At 69.4% G+C, this 18,625-nt stretch carries 17 protein-coding genes; 12 read left to right on the forward strand and 5 right to left on the reverse strand.

What is annotated here, in order from left to right:
- Positions 1–139: 139 nt before the first annotated feature.
- The 3 genes from AB0E02_RS32035 (at position 140) to AB0E02_RS32045 (ending at position 2,647) form a co-directional block, all read left to right on the forward strand.
- Positions 140–721, forward strand: a complete 582-nt coding sequence (locus tag AB0E02_RS32035) for an NADAR family protein (RefSeq protein WP_362145936.1) — start codon at positions 140–142, stop codon at positions 719–721.
- A gap of 113 nt (positions 722–834) precedes the next feature.
- Positions 835–1,857 (forward strand): adenosine deaminase, encoded by a 1,023-nt coding sequence (locus AB0E02_RS32040; RefSeq protein WP_351536647.1) that lies wholly within the window; start codon positions 835–837, stop codon positions 1,855–1,857.
- Positions 1,858–2,005: 148 nt separating this feature from the next.
- Positions 2,006–2,647, forward strand: a complete 642-nt coding sequence (locus tag AB0E02_RS32045; RefSeq protein WP_362145870.1) for a DUF2690 domain-containing protein — start codon at positions 2,006–2,008, stop codon at positions 2,645–2,647.
- 31 nt (positions 2,648–2,678) lie between these two features.
- Here AB0E02_RS32045 and AB0E02_RS32050 read toward each other — a convergent pair whose 3' ends face one another.
- Together AB0E02_RS32050 and AB0E02_RS32055 are read right to left on the reverse strand one after the other, a co-directional pair.
- Complete coding sequence (locus AB0E02_RS32050) at positions 2,679–3,860, reverse strand: spermidine/putrescine ABC transporter substrate-binding protein (protein WP_362145873.1); 1,182 nt, start codon at positions 3,858–3,860, stop codon at positions 2,679–2,681.
- A gap of 146 nt (positions 3,861–4,006) precedes the next feature.
- Complete coding sequence (locus tag AB0E02_RS32055) at positions 4,007–5,461, reverse strand: gamma-aminobutyraldehyde dehydrogenase (protein WP_362145876.1); 1,455 nt, start codon at positions 5,459–5,461, stop codon at positions 4,007–4,009.
- A gap of 198 nt (positions 5,462–5,659) precedes the next feature.
- Here AB0E02_RS32055 and AB0E02_RS32060 point away from each other — a divergent pair, with 198 nt between their 5' ends.
- The 4 genes from AB0E02_RS32060 to AB0E02_RS32075 all read left to right on the forward strand — a co-directional run bounded on the left by AB0E02_RS32060 (position 5,660) and on the right by AB0E02_RS32075 (position 9,622).
- A complete protein-coding gene (locus tag AB0E02_RS32060) occupies positions 5,660–6,133 on the forward strand; it encodes an Lrp/AsnC family transcriptional regulator (RefSeq protein WP_018087114.1) in 474 nt (157 codons plus the stop codon).
- Positions 6,134–6,135: 2 nt separating this feature from the next.
- Complete coding sequence (locus AB0E02_RS32065; protein ID WP_362145879.1) at positions 6,136–7,497, forward strand: aspartate aminotransferase family protein; 1,362 nt, start codon at positions 6,136–6,138, stop codon at positions 7,495–7,497.
- A 230-nt stretch (positions 7,498–7,727) separates the two neighbouring features.
- A complete protein-coding gene (locus AB0E02_RS32070; protein WP_362145882.1) occupies positions 7,728–8,468 on the forward strand; it encodes an ATP-binding cassette domain-containing protein in 741 nt (246 codons plus the stop codon).
- Positions 8,450–9,622 (forward strand): hypothetical protein, encoded by a 1,173-nt coding sequence (locus tag AB0E02_RS32075; protein WP_362145885.1) that lies wholly within the window; start codon positions 8,450–8,452, stop codon positions 9,620–9,622. The genes AB0E02_RS32070 and AB0E02_RS32075 overlap by 19 nt, the downstream gene beginning before the upstream one ends.
- A gap of 518 nt (positions 9,623–10,140) precedes the next feature.
- Here AB0E02_RS32075 and AB0E02_RS32080 read toward each other — a convergent pair.
- Complete coding sequence (locus AB0E02_RS32080; RefSeq protein WP_362145888.1) at positions 10,141–10,575, reverse strand: RidA family protein; 435 nt, start codon at positions 10,573–10,575, stop codon at positions 10,141–10,143.
- 111 nt (positions 10,576–10,686) lie between these two features.
- On the opposite strand from AB0E02_RS32080, the gene AB0E02_RS32085 reads away from it, so the two are divergent.
- The 5 genes from AB0E02_RS32085 (at position 10,687) to AB0E02_RS32105 (ending at position 15,735) form a co-directional block, all read left to right on the forward strand.
- Positions 10,687–11,094 carry a MarR family transcriptional regulator gene (locus AB0E02_RS32085; RefSeq protein ID WP_362145939.1) on the forward strand — a complete coding sequence of 136 codons (408 nt, stop codon included), beginning with the start codon at positions 10,687–10,689 and terminating at the stop codon, positions 11,092–11,094.
- Between the two features lie 10 nt (positions 11,095–11,104).
- Entirely contained in the window at positions 11,105–12,250 is a 1,146-nt protein-coding gene (locus AB0E02_RS32090) for an LOG family protein (RefSeq protein WP_362145891.1), read from the forward strand.
- A 163-nt stretch (positions 12,251–12,413) separates the two neighbouring features.
- Positions 12,414–13,484 carry a hypothetical protein gene (locus AB0E02_RS32095; protein ID WP_362145894.1) on the forward strand — a complete coding sequence of 357 codons (1,071 nt, stop codon included), beginning with the start codon at positions 12,414–12,416 and terminating at the stop codon, positions 13,482–13,484.
- Between the two features lie 416 nt (positions 13,485–13,900).
- Positions 13,901–15,055 (forward strand): histidine kinase, encoded by a 1,155-nt coding sequence (locus AB0E02_RS32100; protein WP_362145897.1) that lies wholly within the window; start codon positions 13,901–13,903, stop codon positions 15,053–15,055.
- Positions 15,049–15,735, forward strand: a complete 687-nt coding sequence (locus AB0E02_RS32105) for a response regulator transcription factor (RefSeq protein ID WP_362145900.1) — start codon at positions 15,049–15,051, stop codon at positions 15,733–15,735. The genes AB0E02_RS32100 and AB0E02_RS32105 overlap by 7 nt, the downstream gene beginning before the upstream one ends.
- Before the next feature lie 108 nt (positions 15,736–15,843).
- On the opposite strand, the gene AB0E02_RS32110 is transcribed toward AB0E02_RS32105, so the two are convergent.
- Positions 15,844–16,932 carry an ABC transporter ATP-binding protein gene (locus tag AB0E02_RS32110; RefSeq protein WP_362145903.1) on the reverse strand — a complete coding sequence of 363 codons (1,089 nt, stop codon included), beginning with the start codon at positions 16,930–16,932 and terminating at the stop codon, positions 15,844–15,846.
- Complete coding sequence (locus AB0E02_RS32115) at positions 16,933–18,582, reverse strand: iron ABC transporter permease (RefSeq protein WP_362145942.1); 1,650 nt, start codon at positions 18,580–18,582, stop codon at positions 16,933–16,935.
- Between the last annotated feature and the right edge of the window lie 43 nt (positions 18,583–18,625).

Below are 18,625 nucleotides of genomic sequence, written 5' to 3' on the forward strand. Positions count from 1 at the left end.
TTTGGTTACGCGACGAATTCTGCGATTTCTGCGGTGCGGACCCCGACACGTTGTCAGTGCCCGCTGACAGAATCCCGGCATGATGCACGACAGCACGGGGAGTGATCCGGGGCGGGCCCCCGGGATCGCCGGGGGGATCATGGGCGGGCGCGCCGCGGACGGGCCGCGCTCGGTCGAGGAACTGCGCCGGGAGACATCCGCCAGCAAGCGTCCGAAATACGTCTTTTTCTGGGGGCACCGCCCGCATCGCGACGGCGGCCTGAGCCCGAGCTGCTTCAGCCAGTGGTGGCCGGCCCCCTTCACGGTCGACGGGACCACCTACGCCACCGCCGAGCACTGGATGATGGCCGGCAAGGCCCGGCTCTTCGGCGACGCGGAGGCGGAGCGGCAGGCCGTCGCGGCCGGCCACCCCAAGCAGGCCAAGGACGCCGGCCGGAAGGTCCGGGGCTTCGACGAGGAGGCCTGGCGGCGCCACCGCTTCGCCCTGGTCGTCGAGGGCAGCCTGCACAAATTCGGCCAGGACCCCGCCCTGCGGGACTTCCTGCTGGGCACGAACTCCCGGGTCCTGGTCGAGGCCAGCCCGCTGGACCGCATATGGGGCATCGGCCTGGCCGCCGACGACGAACGCGCCGCGGCCCCGGAGCGCTGGCGCGGGCTGAACCTGCTGGGCTTCGCCCTGATGGAGGCCCGCCAGCGGCTGCGCGAGGACGCGGCGGCGTAGCGGGCGGGGCGCCCCCGAGGGCAGCCCCCTGGCCCGTCACCCGCCCGGCATAGCATGACGGGGCCGACCGGGCCGTTCCGCTCATCCCGCCCATCCCTGACCAGGAGGATCCGTTGTCCGATCTCGATGCCTTCATCGCGGGCCTGCCCAAGGCGGAGCTGCACGTCCACCACGTCGGCTCGGCCTCGCCGCGGATCGTCTCCGAGCTGGCCGCCCGGCACCCGGACTCCGCCGTCCCCACCGACCCCGAGGCGCTGGCCGACTACTTCACCTTCCGCGACTTCGCGCACTTCATCGAGGTCTACCTCTCCGTCGTGGACCTGATCCGCGACGCCGAGGACGTCCGGCTGCTGACGTACGAGGTCGCCCGGGACATGGCGCGCCAGCAGATCCGCTACGCCGAGCTGACCATCACGCCGTTCAGCTCCACCCGCCGCGGCATCCCCGACGCCGCGTTCGTCGAGGCCATCGAGGACGCCCGGAAGTCCGCGGAGTCCGAGCTGGGCGTGGTGCTCCGCTGGTGCTTCGACATCCCCGGCGAGGCCGGTCTGGAGGCCGCCGAGGAGACCGCCCGGATCGCCTGCGACCTGCAGCCCGAGGGACTGGTGTCGTTCGGGCTCGGCGGACCCGAAATCGGCGTCCCGCGCCCGCAGTTCAAGCCGTACTTCGACCGCGCGATCGCCGCCGGACTGCACTCCGTACCGCACGCCGGCGAGACCACCGGCCCCGGCACGATCTGGGACGCGCTCCGCGACCTCCGCGCCGAGCGCATCGGGCACGGCACCAGCGCGACCCAGGACCCCGCGCTGCTCGCCCATCTCGCCGAGCACCGCATACCGTTGGAGGTCTGCCCCACCTCCAACATCGCCACCCGCGCGGTCCGCACCCTGGACGAGCACCCGATCAAGGAGATGGTCGACGCGGGCGTCCTGGTCACCATCAACAGCGACGACCCGCCGATGTTCGGCACCGACCTCAACACCGAATACGCCGTCGCCGCCCGGCTGTTGGGCCTGGACGCCGCCGGGCTGGCCGCCCTGGCCAAGAACGGCGTCGAGGCCTCCTTCATGGACGCCCCGGCCAAGGCCCGGCTGGCCGCCGAGATCGACGCGTACACCGCCTCCTGGCGCGGCTGAACGGCACCTCCGGCCGCCGACCGGCGGCGTTCCCCCGCGGGGACGCCGCCGTCATCGGCGACACAACGACCGGATCTGCCCGCGTCATATCCGGCCAATCGCCTTATCCTGCCCTCCTGACGAAGAGTCATACGGTGCAGGAGGTCGCGTGCCCGGCTCACGAGGCGATGCGGATGATCCCCAGGACGGCACGGACCACTCGGGACCGGGCCCGCGTACGGCCCCGCCCGTCGAGCGCTCGTGGCTGAAGCGGCACGGCCCCGAGACGCTGATCGGTTCGGTGATCGTGGCCGCGGTGACCACCGTGCTGACCGTGGCGATCCCGCTGCTCGCGGGCGGTGAACGGGACGACGACCGCGGCGGCGGGGCCGGTCCCGCCGTCCCGTCCGCCGTCACGGCCGCGACCGAGCCCCCGACCTGCACGATGATCGAATGCGACGGCCTCGACCCCAAGGACACCCACTGCGACCGGGGCGCGGTCACCCTGGCCCGGGAGCTGGCCGGGAGCATGCAGGTCTCGGTCCGCTACAGCCCCGGCTGCCGCACGGTCTGGGGCAAGCTGGTCGGCGCCGAGGAGGGCGACACGATCGAGATCGCCACCTCCCCGACCAAGAAGGAACGAAAAGCGGTACACACCGGGCACACCCAGTACACGGCCATGCTCCCGGCCGGCAGGACGTTCTCCGCCCAGGCCGTCGGCACCAGCCTCAAGGGCCAGCCCTCCCACGACCTCCCGCCGGGCAACCAGGTGCGCATCGGAGCCGGCCAGAACGACATCCCGCCGCTCTAGACGCCGCCCGCACCGCGCTCCGCACCCCTCCCTACAGCCCCACGATCCCGTTCCACTCCTTCGCGAACTCGGTCCGCTCCTTGGACGTGATGTCCCGGGCGATGGCCAGCCGCTTGCGCATCGCGTCATCGGGGAAGATCAGCGGGTCCTCGGCGAGCGCGGCCCGCTCCTTGTCCTTGGAGGAGGCCAGCACGTCGCGCGCGGCCGGTACGGGACAAACGTAATTGACCCAGGCGGCCAGGTCCGCGGCGACCTCCGGCGCGTAGTAGTAGTCGATCAGTCGCTCCGCGTTGCGCTTGTGGTCGGCGAGGTTGGGGATCATCAGGCTCTCCGCCCACAATTCGGCGCCCTCCTGGGGCACCACGAACTCGATGTCCGGGTTGTCCGCCTGGAGCTGGATCACATCGCCCGAGTAGGCCTGGGCGGCGAGCACGTCCCCCGAGTCGAGGTCCTTGATGTAGTCGTTGCCGGTGAAGCGCCGGATGTGGCCCTTGTGGACCAGGCCGCGGATCTGGTCGGTCATCCGGTAGAAGTCGTCCGCCGTCCAGCGGGTGATGTCGGCCCCGTTCCCCTGCATGAGCAGGGCGAACGCCTCGTCGAGCCCCGAGAGCAGGGTGATCCGGCCGCGCAGATCGGGCTTCCAGAGGTCCGAGGTGTGCTTGATCTCCCGGCCGAGCTTCTTGCGGTTGTAGGCGATGCCGGTGATCCCGGACTGCCAGGGCACCGAGTGCAGCCGGCCGGGGTCGAAGTGCGGGGTGCGCAGCAGCGGGTCGAGGTATTTGGCGACATTCGGCTGGGCGGCGCGGTCCATCTTCTGCACCCACCCGAGCCGGACGAACCGCGCGCACATCCAGTCGCTGATGACGATCAGGTCGCGGCCGGTGCTCTGGTGGTTCATCAACGCCGGGCTGATCTTGCCGAAGAACTCGTCGTTGTCGTTGATCTCCTCGGTGTACGTGACGGAGATCCCGGTGCGCCGCTGGAACGCGTCGAGGGTGGGGCGCCGCTCCTTGTCGTGGTCGTCGACGTCGATGTAGAGCGGCCAGTTGGCGAAGACGACCTTCCGGTCCCGCCCGGAACGGTCCGGGCCCCCGCGGTCCGCGGCCTCGACGTACGCGGGCGGCACCCCGCATCCGGTCAGGGCGGCCAGCGCTCCCGTCACACCCGTTGCGCCCATGCCCCGAAGCAGCGCCCGCCGCGAAAGATCAGCCATGGCGAGCACTCTCACGTGCCGCGGGCGGAGGCGGCAAGCGACAGAGCGTCAGTTGCCGGGCCTCCGCCCGCGACGGTGTGTCGAGCGTTCCGTGCCGCTCGACGGTGGGGATCCCCCGGGTCGGCCGGTCAGGCCGGCCGGTCCGCTCAGTCGTTGAGCGAGGTCATCACGTGCTTGATCCGGGTGTAGTCGTCGAACCCGTAGGCCGAGAGGTCCTTGCCGTAACCGGACTTCTTGAATCCGCCGTGCGGCATCTCGGCGACCAGCGGGATGTGGGTGTTGATCCACACACAGCCGAAGTCGAGGCTCTTGGACAGCCGCATGGCTCGGGCGTGGTCCTTGGTCCACACCGAGGACGCCAGCGCGTACTCGACGCCGTTGGCCCACGCCACCGCCTGCTTCTCGTCGGAGAAGGACTGGACGGTGATGACCGGGCCGAACACCTCCTGCTGGACGATCTCGTCGTCCTGCTGGAGACCGGAGACGACGGTCGGGGCGAAGAAGTAGCCCTTCTCGCCGACCTGCTCGCCGCCCGCCTCGATCTTGGCGTGCGCGGGCAGCCGCTCGATGAAGCCCTTGACCTGCTTGAGCTGGTTGGCGTTGTTCAACGGGCCGTAGAGCACGTCCTCGTCGTCGATCGCACCGGTCTTGGTCTCCGCGGCCTTCTTGGCGAGCGCGGCCACGAACTCGTCGTGGATGGACTCCTGGACGAGCACGCGGGTGGCGGCCGTACAGTCCTGGCCGGCGTTGAAGTAACCGGCGACCGCGATGTCCTCGACGGCCTTGGCGATGTCGGTGTCCTCGAAGACGACGACCGGGGCCTTGCCACCGAGCTCCAGGTGGACCCGCTTGAGGTCCTTGGAGGCGGACTCGGCGACCTGCATACCGGCGCGCACCGAGCCGGTGATCGAGGCCATCGCCGGGACCTCGTGCTCGACCATCAGGCGGCCGGTCTCGCGGTCACCGCAGATGACGTTGAACACGCCGCGCGGGTGGCCCAGCTCGTCCAGCACGCTGCCGATGATGTCGGCGATCAGGACCGTCGAGGCGGGGGTGGTGTCGGACGGCTTGATGACGACGGTGTTGCCCGCGGCCATGGCCGGGGCGAACTTCCAGACGGCCATCATCATCGGGTAGTTCCACGGCGCGACCTGGGCGCAGACGCCCACCGGCTCGCGGCGGATGATGGACGTGAAGCCGTCCATGTACTCGCCGGCCGCGCGGCCCTCCAGCATCCGGGCGGCACCCGCGAAGAAACGGATCTGGTCCACCATCGGCGGGATTTCCTCGGAGCGGACGAGCGCGATCGGCTTGCCGCAGTTCTCGGACTCGGCGGCGATCAGCTCCTCGGCGCGCTCCTCGAAGCGGTCCGCGATCTTGAGCAGTACCTTCTGCCGCTCGGCGGGGATCAGGTCACGCCATACGGGAAAAGCAGCCTCGGCCGCGGCCATCGCCGCGTCCACGTCGGCGGCACCCGAGAGAGGGGCGGTGGCGTATGCCTCACCCGTCGCGGGATTGACCACCTCCGTGGTCCGCCCGTCGGCGGCGTCCCGGAACTCCCCGTCGATGTAGTTGCGCAGACGACGCAGTGCGGTGGTCACTGTGCGCCCCCTTCAGTCAGATGTCCGGTCATTGGGAACCACTGTCCGGTGGTTAGGCACCACCCTAGCCGCGGAACCCACGTTTTCAACACACCCGCCACTCGGGAACAACGGAATCAGTGAAATTCTGACCGCGACACGACTAATTTCATCGATTTGGGGTTGCAAGACTGTCGAGGCTCGTGCACAGTGAGGGACGTGGCCACTCGTGACAGAAACGGCACTCCGTCGATCGACTCCGTCTCCCTGGCGATCATCGAGCAGCTCCAGGAGGACGGGCGCCGTCCGTACGCCGCGATCGGCAAGGCCGTAGGCCTGTCCGAGGCGGCCGTGCGCCAGCGCGTACAGAAACTGCTCGACCAAGGCGTGATGCAGATCGTCGCGGTCACCGACCCCCTCACGGTCGGTTTCCGTCGGCAGGCAATGGTCGGCATCAACGTCGAGGGTGACCTCGACCCCGTGGCCGACGCCCTGACGACCATGGAGGAGGTCGAGTACGTCGTCATGACGGCAGGCTCCTTCGATCTCATCATCGAGATCGTCTGCGAGGACGACGACCACCTTCTGGAAATGATCAACAAGCGGATCCGCACGCTTCCCGGCGTTCGATCCACCGAGAGCTTCGTGTACCTCAAGCTCCGGAAGCAGACCTACACCTGGGGAACGAGATAGCAATGAGCGCCGACCTCTCCAAGACGGCGTACGACCACCTGTGGATGCACTTCACCCGCATGTCGTCGTACGAGAACTCTCCCGTGCCCACGATCGTGCGCGGTGAGGGCACCAACATCTACGACGACAAGGGCAAGCGCTACATCGACGGCCTCGCCGGCCTCTTTGTGGTCAACGCCGGACACGGCCGGGTCGAGCTCGCCGAGACCGCCTACAAGCAGGCGCAGGAACTGGCCTTCTTCCCCGTGTGGTCCTACGCCCACCCCAAGGCCGTCGAGCTGGCCGAGCGCCTGGCCCAGCACGCCCCGGGCGACCTGAACAAGGTCTTCTTCACCACCGGTGGCGGCGAGGCCGTCGAGACCGCCTGGAAGCTGGCCAAGCAGTACTTCAAGCTCACCGGCAAGCCCACCAAGCACAAGGTCATCTCGCGTGCGGTCGCCTACCACGGCACCCCGCAGGGCGCCCTGTCGATCACCGGCCTGCCGGGCCTGAAGGCCCCCTTCGAGCCGCTGGTCCCCGGCGCGCACAAGGTGCCGAACACCAACATCTACCGCGCCCCGATCTTCGGTGACGACCCGGAGGCCTTCGGCCGCTGGTGCGCCGACCAGATCGAGCAGCAGATCCTCTTCGAGGGCCCCGAGACCGTCGCGGCAGTCTTCCTGGAGCCGGTGCAGAACGCCGGTGGCTGCTTCCCGCCGCCGCCCGGCTACTTCCAGCGGGTCCGCGAGATCTGCGACCAGTACGACGTGCTGCTCGTCTCCGACGAGGTCATCTGCGCCTTCGGCCGCCTCGGCACGATGTTCGCCTGCGACAAGTTCGGCTACGTCCCGGACATGATCACCTGCGCCAAGGGCATGACCTCGGGCTACTCCCCGATCGGCGCCTGCATCATCTCCGACCGCCTGGCCGAGCCGTTCTACAAGGGCGACAACACCTTCCTGCACGGCTACACCTTCGGTGGCCACCCGGTCTCCGCGGCCGTCGGTATCGCCAACCTCGACATCTTCGAGCGGGAGGGCCTCAACAAGCACGTCCTCGACAACGAGGGCAACTTCCTGAGCACCCTGCAGAAGCTGCACGACCTGCCGATCGTCGGCGACGTCCGCGGCAACGGCTTCTTCTACGGCATCGAGCTCGTCAAGGACAAGGCCACCAAGGAGTCGTTCAACGACGAGGAGACCGAGCGCGTCCTCTACGGCTACCTCTCCAAGGCCCTGTACGACAACGGTCTCTACTGCCGGGCCGACGACCGTGGCGACCCGGTCATCCAGCTGGCCCCGCCGCTGATCGCCGATCAGTCGGTCTTCGACGAGATCGAGCAGATCCTGCGCGCGGTCCTCACCGAGGCCTGGACCAAGCTCTGATCATCGCGTCACCTCCTGTTTCGCTGATGCGGAGCTCACAGATACACAACTGAACACCCAGCGGCTCAGATTCACTCACTTCAAGCCATACGAGTGAATCTGGGCCGTTGTGCTGCCAAGCGGCGAATACCGGGGGTCAGCAATCCTTACCGTGCTAGTGACCGATACCCTCCATGGTCGTTCACCCGCTCGGGGGAACGAATCGACGCGAACGAGCAAGAGGTGCGCAGATGGTGGCCCCGCCTGACAACGACGTTCTCTGGGCCCGCGGCCTGCATCACACGTACGGTGGGACCACCGCCCTCGCCGGCATCTCGCTCGGCGTCCGCGAGGGCGAGATCCTCGCCGTCAACGGCCCGCGCGGCAGCGGTAAGACCACTCTCCTGAAGTGCCTCTCCGGTCAACTCGTCCCCACCGAGGGCGAGGTCTGGTTCAACAGCGCCCCCGTGCACACCCTCTCCTCGCCCAGCCGCGAACGGCTGCGTCTCGACCGGTTCGGCTGGATCGACACCGAACCTCACCTCGTTCCCGAACTCACCGCCTGGGAGAACGCCGCCCTCCCCCTGCTGCTGCGCGGCACCGGCGCCCGCTCCGCGAAGCACACCGCGATCGAATGGCTCGACCGCCTCGACGTCGGCATGTGCGCCCGCCGCCGCCCCGCCCAGCTCGACCAGTCCCAGCGGCAGCGCGTCGCCATCGCCCGCGCCCTCGCCACCACCCCGCAGGTGCTCTTCGCCGACGAGCCCACCGCCCCCCTGCACCACGCCGACGGCACCCAGGTCCTGCGCACCCTGACCACCGCGGCCCGCTCGCACCAGATCACCGTGGTCCTGGCAACCCACGAACCGGACATCGGCACCCTCGCCGACCGGTCCGTCGCACTTCTCGACGGCCGCCAGTCGACCGCCGCACCGGCCGGCGCCGGCTCCCCCGATGAGGAAAGCAGGGCAGCGTGCTCGCTCTCCGTCTAGCCCGCGGTTCTCACCCCCTCGTCCTGCTGCGCCGACTCCTCGTGTCCACCGCCGCGGCCGGCACCGGCTTCCTCATGCTGTCCACCATCGGCCACGCCGCCGGCCACCCGGCCGCGGCCGAGGAATCCGTCGTACGGCTGCTGTGGTGCGCCGCCCCGCTCGCCGCCACCGCACAGCTCGCGGTTTCCACGGCCCGCACCGACCCGGCCGCCCGCCTCCAGCGCGGCATGACCGCCGCCGGCCTGGGCCCCCTCCGTCTCACCCTCCTCGCCACCGCTTCCACCGCGCTGACCTGCTTCCTCGGCGTCCTCCTCTCGCTGCTCGTCTTCCTGCGCCTCCGCGGCGACCTCGGCGGCACGGACACCGCCCGCTCCCTCGGCATCGACGCCGACCTGCTGGGCGCCGGCCACCCCCTGCCGCTCGTCGGAGCCCTCCTCCTGCTGGCCCTCGTACCGCTGACCGCGTCCGCCGCGACCGCCGTCTCCCTGCGCCCCCGCGACGACGCCGGGTCACAGGACGCCGAGCCCCGTCCCCGGACCGCCCCGCCGTCCGGTCTCCCCTGGGGCATCGCGCTGGCCGCTGCGGGCCTGGCGATCGAGGCCTACACCAGCCCCGCCTCCAAGGCCCACGGCGGACTGCTCCCCCTGCCCGGCCGGCTGATCGGCAGCCCCCCGGGCGTACTGGGCGGCTGGGCCCTGTCGGCCCTGGGACTCGTCCTGGCCGGCCCCGGACTGGTGCATCTCTGCGGCCGCCTCCTGTGCGCCGGCCGACCCGGCGCCCTGCGCCTCCTCTCCGGACGCGTCCTCCAGGAGGAGTCCCACCGCCTGGGCCGCCCGCTGGGCGTCCTGTGCGCGGTCGCCTCCGCTGCCTACGTCGCCGTCAAGGTCTACGACTCCGTACCCTCCCGTCCTTTCGGTCCCCTCACGGGCGTCGGCGCAACGGTCGTCCTCGCCTGTGTCACCGCCAGCGCCCTGACCGCCGCCCTGGAATCCCGCTCGGCCCGCGCCCGGACCACGGCCGCCCTCCGCCGCTTGGGCGCTTCCGCCTCCGTCCTCCACCGTGCCGCCGCTCTCCGCACCCTGGTCCTCTTGATCGTCCTGGTTCCCCTGACCTGGACCGTGGCTGAAATGGCGACGCTGCCGTTGATGCATTGAGCTGGCGGGTGGGCTGCGCAGTGGACTGGGCCTTGAGCTGTGCGATGAGTTGACGGTGAGCTATGCATCGTGTTGGCGGGTGAGCTGGGGGAGCTGTGGGTTGTGCTGGGGGTTGTGCTGTGGTTCAGCTGAGGGGGTAGGGAGTTGGGCGGTGGCTGGGGTGGTGTGTCCAGCTTCTGAGTGGGTCTCCTGAGGCCGGTGCGGGCGGCCTCAGCCAGGTGGTGGCCAGGCTGTTGGTGTCAGGTGGTGGAACCCGCCAGCCAGTTGGCCTGCCTGCGGCGACGTCGGGCGGGCAGGTCGGGCTGGCAGGGCGTGGCGGTGGGTGGTCGGTGGCTGAGGGAGTGCGTCGTAACAGCACGGTGCGTGCACGTATGCCGTACGCATCTGGCCCATACTGCGGTGCGCCTGACGCAGTGCCCGCTGCGGCAGGGCTGGGTAGGGCCCTACTCCCCCTCGAACCGCGTTGCCCAGCTAGGGGCGATGACGGGCCCTTGCCCAACCTGAGTGCGTGCCCGCGGTCAGCGGCGGTCCAGCGCCGTGACCTCCACCTCTATTCGCCAGTCCGGTTGGGCAAGAGCTGACACTTCCAGCAGCGTGTCGGCGGGATAGGGCTCGGACAGGAACTCCTCGCGCAGCGTGATGACATGATCGAGGTGGGCCGCCATGTCCGTCACGAAGATGCCGACCTTGACGACGTCGGCCAGCGAAGCATCCGCCGCGGCCAGGACCCGTTGGACGTTCGCGAAAGCCTGCCGGCCTTGTTCCAGGAAATCGTCCGAGACGGTCCGCCCCTGCTCGTCGATTCCCGCCTGCCCCGAGACGTGGATCAAACCGCCCGCCCTGATGGCCTGTGAGATCTTGTACGGCTCGTACCAGTCCGGCACGGTGGCGATCCGCTCGATCTCGGTCGCGTTCCGCGCCTCGAGTGCCACGTTCTCCGTCGCCATCTTCATCTCCCCCTCGTTCAATGCACACGCATCAGTTGCATGCGCATACATAAGTTTCGGACGCATGTACGCTGCTGTCAAGGGCCCAGCGGAAAAAGGCAGAAGGGGCGGATGGCGATGGACGCGGAGCACTGGGACCGGCTCGGAGCACTGCACACGCGCGTCGAGCAGGAACTGGCAAAAGCCCTGCAGCAGCACCACAGCATCGGACTGTCGGAGTACCGCGCGCTGGCACGGCTGGCAGAGGCAGGCGACGGCGAACTGCGGATGCAGGAACTCGCCGATCTCATCGGCCTCAACCAGAGCTCGGTGAGCCGACTGGCCTCGCGTCTGGAGTCCTCCGGCCTCACCCGCCGCGACCTGTGCCCCGACGACCGGCGCGGTGTGTACAGCGTGATCACCGAGGAAGGCCGCAAGCTGCAGAAGAAGGCACGGCCGACGTACGACGGCGCCCTGCGCGCCGCCCTGGATTCCGCGGCCGCCGACCGTAACCTCCGTCCCCTGGTGGAGTCCCTGCGGCCCTAGCATGTCGGGCGTGCACCGGAATTCAGAGTCCCCAGCGTCCGACCGTCACCCCGAACGCGACCGTGAGATCGAGTCCCTGGAGGAGTTCGACCAGGTCGCCTCCACCAGCAGCCTCGCCGGCTACCGCATCCAGTCGGTCGATCTGACGGACCGTACGTTCGCGCTCCTCAGCACGGACACCACGGAATCCGTGTTTCTCGGCTGCGCCATGGAACCGGACGCGGCGGCCAAGGTCCGGGCCGGCGGCGCCTTGGTCTTCCCGCCCATACCGGACCTGCCGTTCGATCCCTATCGGGGCAGCTTGTACGGGCCGGAGGAGCTTTTCGAGGGGTTGGTCGACGCGGGCTACGACACCACCCCGGACGCGCTCACCTATCACTGGTACCAGGACACCAAATCGGACGGCGACATCTTCGCCTCGATGCTGCGCAGCATCCACGACGACGCCGTCTCCGATGCCCTCGACGAACACCTCGCGGGCGCACAGGTGGTGGGCATCATGGGCGGACATGCGCTGGAGCGCGGGTCCGCAGCCTACGCAGGGGCGGCCCGACTCGGTCGCCGCCTCGCGCGCGACGGCCTGACCGTGGCGACGGGTGGTGGTCCGGGCGCGATGGAGGCCGCGAACCTCGGCGCGTATGCCGCGCCCTTCGAGGACGACATGCTCGATTCCGCTCTGGAGATCCTTTCCAAGGCACCCCACTTCGGCCCGTCGATCACCGACTGGGCGCGTGCCGCCTTCGACGTACGCCGGAGCCGGCCGGGCGGCGGCTCCTCGGTCGGCATCCCGACCTGGTTCTACGGACACGAACCGCCCAATGCCTTTGCGTCCCACATCGCCAAGTACTTCGTCAACGCGGTGCGCGAGGACGGCCTGCTGGCACGCTCGAACGCCGGCGTCGTGTTCCTGCCCGGCGCGGCGGGGACCGTCCAGGAGATCTTCGACAATGCGACGCCGAACTACTACCAGTCGCGGGGTGAGCCAACCCCGATGGTGCTGGTGAACCGCGCGCACTGGACCGAGAAGCTGCCCACCTGGCCCCTGCTCCAGGCCCTCGCCGCGGACCGCCCCATGGCTACCCGGATCGCCCTTGTCGACTCGGTGGAGGAGGTCCCGGACGCGCTCGTCCGCCTGAGGGGCGGGGCTTCATCCTGAACGAGGGAACGTTCTTCCACCCGGCCATCCGAAAAGACGAACGGGCGCTCCTGCCGGCGACGTGTGATCCGTTTGCCCGCTGAGGCAACTCCCCTCCCGAAATGCACGTCTGCCAAGCAGGCAATGAACAGGTAATGCAGACAGTGGGCGAACGGAGCTCTCGGTGATCATCGGCCTTCTGACGGCCGTGGCGGCCTCGGCCTGCTACGGCACGGGTTCGGTCCTACAGGCGGTCGGCTCCCGTAAGTCCGCCCGCCAAGAGGCGGCCAAGGCCTCCACCACGGGTGTCACCCAGCACGGCGGCCCGAGCCTCTCCTCGACCGCCAAAGCCGCCGTGACCTGGGAATTCCTGCTGGGCTCCGTGCTGGACTTCATCGGTTTCGGGCTCGGCGCGCTGGCGGCCCGGCTGCTGCCGCTGTTCCTCTCCCAGACCGTGATCAGCGCGAACCTCGTGATCACCGCCGTTCTGAGCATCAAACTCCTCGGCATCCGGCTCAGCAAGGCCGAGTGGGGCTCCATCGGCGTGGTCTGTTCCGCGCTGGTGCTGCTCGCCACGGCCGCAGGCCCGGAAGGCAGCGGCCACACCCCGATCGCCACCCACTGGTGGCTGCTCGCCGCCTCCGTCCTGCTCATGGGCGGGGGCACCTTGATCGTGCGCCTGATGGGTGGACGGGCTGCAATCTTCGCCGGTCTGCTCTCCGGCCTGGGCTTCGGTGCCCTCGGCGTCGGCGTACGGGTGCTGAACGGCGCCGACCCCTTCCATCTGCCGTCCATGCTCGCCGACCCTGCCCTGTATGCGATCCTCGTCGCGGGTCTCGGCGGCATGTATCTGCACACCGTCGCCCTGCAGATCGGTTCGGTGAACGGCGCCACGGCGGCGCTCGTGGTGGGCGAAACCGTGGTGCCCGGCATCCTCGGCGTCCTCTGGCTCGGCGACTCCTCCCGTCCGGGATTCGCCTGGGTCGCCGTCCTCGGTTTTGTAGTGGCCGTGGCGGGAGCGGTCGCAGTCGCCTGGTTCGGCGAGCCCGAGCCGGACGGTTCCCACGCCGCGACGGCGTCGACCTCGGCAGCACGATCGAGCACGGGGGCTGACAAGGAGCTGGGGTCCCTAGGTCCGGGCGCGCCCGAGGCGGCGAATGGGGCTCTGCCCGATGGTGCCGCGCCTTCTCCCGGTCACGACCAGACCTCGGGCGCGGCGAGGGATGTCCGGCCCAGCGCCGAGCGCAGCCGATAGCCCTTTCATCCTTTGGTCAGTCATCACGCCGGATCGTTGTAGGAGCCGGTCCCAGTCGCAGTCTCACTCTGAACTGCCCCGGGCACGCCCTTTCTCCCTCCGTCAGTCGCACGGCGTCAGGGCTGATCAGTACGGCCTTGAGGTATTTCGAAACGGCATGTCGACTGCGACCGTCGGCCATATGACTGACCACGGCCGCTTCGCCGACCACAACGTCGGCAACTCCCTTACACATAAGGGGTATTGGTAGCCCATGGCTCCTCCGTCCTCGCGTGATCACGAGGCTACGGAGTGCTGGCTCGCGGGGCGTCAACCCAGCAACTGAACCTCGACGTCAACCCGTGGCATGACATGCGGTCGAGAGATCAACCCGTGCGGCGACGCTGCGGCATGGCGCGGTTTTGAAAAATATCGGCATGAGCAAATCTCTCCAGCAGCGGCTGCGCGGATGGATCGCGTCGCCCTCATACCCCTGGATCACCGGCGGAGCGCTGACGGCGTTCGCTGCCGCGGAACTGGTGGTCGTGCCGCGGCACTCGCTGGTGATCGCGCTCGCCGTGCTGGCGTCCGCCGCGGCCCTGGCTTGGCGCCGTTCGCACCCGGCCATCGCGGTGGTCGCGGTAGTAGCGGTCCAGGTCAGCTTCGCGGCCGGCAGCGACCTCTATATCGCGGCCGCCGCGAGCGGGCTGATCAGCTGCTACACCCTCGGGCGTCGCAGAGTTGCCCACCCCGTGGTCGTTGTCGTCGCCGGCTCGGTTCTCTCGCTCATCGTGAACCAGTGGCACATTGCGACATGGGAATGGCCCACCTACTCCCCCAGTCTGTACGCCGAGTGGTTCGTACTGAGCGTGGCGATCCTCGCGGCGGTGTCGATGGGTGATGCGGTGCGTGCACGGGAGGAAACACGTCGGGAGCGCGCCGCGGCACAGGCTCGGTTGATCGAGATGGAGCGGCAGCAGGCCGCCGATGCCGAGCGGGCGGCGATCGCCCGCGAACTCCACGATGTCATCTCGCACTCGGTCTCGATGATCGCGGTCCAGGCCGAGAGCGCCACCTACACCACGCCTGGTCTCTCACCGCAGGCCCGCGAGGGTTTTCAGCAGATCGCCACCTCCGCCCGCTCGTCGATGGCCGAGCTGCACCGACTACTGGGCGCCCTGCGGACCGGACCCGAGGACAAAGCCGGCACGGCTCCCCAGCCGACCCTCGACGCACTGGACGACCTCATAACCCAGCACCGCTCGGTGGGCGGTGAGGTCGAGCTGCGCATCAGCGGTGAACGTGTTGCGCTGCCCACCTCCTGGGAGCTGTCCGCATACCGCATCGTGCAGGAGGGGCTGACCAACGCGCGTCGACATGCGCCGGGGGCTCATACGGTGGTGGAGATCGGCTACTGCTCCGACCGGCTGGCGGTGCGCATCGCGGACGACGGACCAGGTCCGGTGGATGCGGCCCACACCGGCCACGGGCTGGTCGGCATGCAGGAGCGGGCGGCGCTGCTCGGCGGGAAGTTCACGGCCGGGCCCGGACCCGACGGCGGCTTTCTCATAGAAGCGGAAATCCCTTGGTGATCAGAGCAATCGTCGCTGACGACCAGGCGGTCGTCCGCACCGCATTTATCAATCTGCTGGGCACTCAGGACGACATCGAGGTGGTCGGTGAGGCCGAGGACGGGGTTCAGGCGGTGCGTGTCGCCGCGGAGCAGCGGCCCGACCTGGCGCTGCTGGACATCCGCATGCCGCACAAGAACGGCATCGAGGCTGCCCGTGAGATCACCCGGGCGTCCGGCAGCACCACGAAAGCGCTGATGCTGACGACGTTCGGTCTCGACGAGTACGTCTATGACGCGCTCGCGGCCGGGGCCAGCGGCTTCCTGCTCAAAGATGCGACATTCCCGGAACTCCTCCATGCCGTAAGGGTGGTGGCGGAGGGGAATGCCCTTCTCGCGCCGGAACTGACGAAGCGGCTCATCGCGGCCTTCGTCAAGCAACGCGCGGCGCCGGTGCCCGTACGCACGGTTGAGGAGCTGACCGGCCGCGAGGTGGAGGTGCTCGTCCAGATCGCCCAGGGACTTTCCAACGCGGAGATCGCCGAGCGACTGACGATCACCGACCACACCGTCAAGACGCACATCAACCGGCTGTTCACCAAGATGGGTCTACGTGACCGCGCTCAAGCCGTGATCCTCGCCTACGAGTTGGGTCTGGTGGTCCCACAGGGCCGCCGGCCGGACTCCCTTCCCCTCGGATGACCAACAAACCACCCCTCAACAAGGCACGACGACCACCTCAAGGAGCACTCCATGGCCATGGCAGAGGCGCAAGCACAAGCACAGACACAGTTACTCCGCACCCACCAGTTATTCCGCCGGGTTCGAAACGTCCTGTTCCACAGCGTCCAGGACCACGACGTCCTGTGCGGTGAACGCGATCCCCACGCGCTCCCCCACCTCCGGCGCCTCGCGCAGGGCGCAGGCCGCCTCCAACTGCGGTCCGCCAGAGGGCTGGAGCAGCAGGGCGACGTGCGTACCGCGGAAGGTGCGGGCCGCGACCCTACAGGGCAGGCCCTCGGGCGCCGGCATCAGCCGCACACCGGCCGGACGTACGAGCAGCCGGCACGGTCCGTCCGGGGTCCCGTTGGGGATCGGCACCTTGCCCCACGGGGTAACGGCGGCCTCACCCTGCACCGTCGCCTCGACCACGTTGTCGAAGCCGAGGAAGCGGGCGACGAATTCCGAGGCCGGGCGCTGCCAGACCTCCAGCGGGGTGCCGATCTGCGCGATCCGGCCCTCCTGCATCACCACGACCCGGTCGGCGAGCGCGAAGGCCTCACCCTGGTCGTGCGTGACGGCCAGTACGGTCGTCCCCAACTCCTGGAAGAGACTGCGGAGTTCGACGACCAGCCGCTCGCGAAGACCGCGGTCGAGCTGACCGAGCGGTTCGTCCAGCATCAGCAGGCGGGGGCGCGGAGCGAGCGCGCGGGCCAATGCGACCCGCTGCTGTTCACCGCCGGACAGGGACGCCACGGCGCGTCGCTGGGCGCCCGGAAGCCCGACGAGGTCGAGCAGTTCGGTGACCGTACGGTCCCGGTCGGTGCGCGCGGTGCGTCGCATCCGCAGCCCGAAGGCCACGTTGCCCGCGACGTCCCGCTGCGGGAAAAGCTGGTGGTCCTGAAACATCAGGCCGACCCCGCGCCGGTGCGTGGCCACTCCCGCCTGATCCCGCCCTTCCAGCAGCACCCGACCCGCGTCTGCCTGCTGAAGACCGGCGACCACCCGCAGCAGGGTGGACTTGCCGCTGCCGCTCGGGCCCAGGACGCACACGATTTCGTGCGCGGCGACATCCAGGTCCACCGAGTCCAGGGCGGGGCGGTCGGCGGAGCCGAAGCGGACGGTCACGCCGTCCAGGCGCAGCAGGTCCGGCGCAGTGGTCTCGGCCCGTGCCGTCATCTAGAACTCCCCGGGGTGGTTGATGCGGATGCGCTCCAGGACCAGCAGGGCGCCGGCGCAGACCATCATCAGGATGGTCGAGAGGGCCATCGCCTGCCCGTAGTTGAGCTCTCCCGCTCGCCCCAGCAGCCGTGCCACGGCCACCGGCAGCGTCGGGTGGTCCGGCCGTGCGATGAACACCGTCGCGCCGAATTCGCCGAGCGACACGGCGAAGGCGAACCCTGCGGCGATCAGCACGGCTCGCCGCACCATCGGAAGATCGACCTCGCGCCATACCCGCCATGGCGAGGCACCGAGGACGGCGGCGGCCTCGCGCAGTCGCCCGTCGACCGCCTTCAGTACGGGCAGCATCGTCCGGACCACGAACGGCACCCCCACCAGCGCCTGGGCAAGCGGGACCAGCCACCAGGAGGCACGCAGGTCCAGAGGTGGCCTGTCGAGGGTGATCAGAAAGCCGAAGCCGACGGTCACCGCGGAGACACCGAGGGGCAGCATCAAGAGGGCGTCGAAGCCCCGGACGAACCGGTTGACCACGGGTGTCCGCCCGGACGGCCTTCTGCGGAGCCGAGGCAAGGTCAGGGCGGCGGCCGCCAGTCCGCCGATCACCAAGGCGATCAGCGTCGCCGCGGCTCCGTAGGCGAGGGAGTTCCCCAGGGCGTCGAGCGGGGCGACGGCGAAGGTGCTGTCGGCGGACGCGGCGGAGCGCAGCGAGTCGTAGAAGATCGTCCCGTAGCCGTCAGGGCCGGCGAACGACCGCTCGACGAGCACGACCAGCGGGCCGATGAGCAGCACGGTGATGACCAGGAAGTTGCCCCACAGGAGCGCCCATTGGCCGCGGCCGCGCGGTCGACGGGCGGCCTGCGAGGCGTCCACGAGCCGGAGGGCGGTTTCCCGTCGGCGCACCGTCCAGGCGTGCAGCGCGAGGACGCCCAGTACGGCCGCGAACTGGATCATGGTGAGGACCGCGGCGGTCGGCAGGTCCAGGAAGTCCGCGGTCTGCCGGTAGATCTCCACCTCCAGCGTCGAGAAGGTGGGGCCGCCCAGGATCTGGACGACGCCGAAGGAGGTGAAGGTGAAGAGGAAAACCATCAGTGCGGCCGCCGCGACGGCCGGCCCCAGTGCAGGCAGCGTCACCCTGCGCCAGGCCGCGAACCGCCCGGCGCCCAGTACCCGCGCGGCCTCTTCCTGGCGCGGATCGAGTTGCCCCCACAGCCCGCCGACGGTCCGCACGACCACGGCGTAGTTGAAGAAGACGTGCGCGAGCAGGATCGCCCACACCGAGGTGTCCAGGCGCAGGCCCCAGAGTTCGTCCAGCAGCCCTCCACGGCCGACGAGGGCCAGGAAGGCGGAGCCGACGACAACGGTCGGCAGCACGAACGGCACCGCCACCACCGCACGCAGCAGCTGTTTGCCGGGGAAGTCGAAACGCGCGAAGACGTAAGCCCCGGGCAGTGCGATGAGCAGTGTCAGGCCGGTGGAGGCCGCTGCCTGCCACACGGTGAACCACAGCACATGGACGATGTCCGGGTCGGTCAGTACGGCTCCGAGCCGGCCGAGCTGCCACTGTCCGCCGTCCTTCAGCCCCCGTCCGACGATGGCGGCCACCGGATAGGCGAAGAACAGCGCGAAGAAGGCGAGCGGCACCGCCATCAGGCCGAGCCGCACCGCCGTTCCCCGCGCGGGGCGCGTGCGC

The sequence above is a fragment of the Streptomyces sp. NPDC048196 genome, assembly GCF_040652715.1.
Classification (GTDB): domain Bacteria; phylum Actinomycetota; class Actinomycetes; order Streptomycetales; family Streptomycetaceae; genus Streptomyces; species Streptomyces siderophoricus.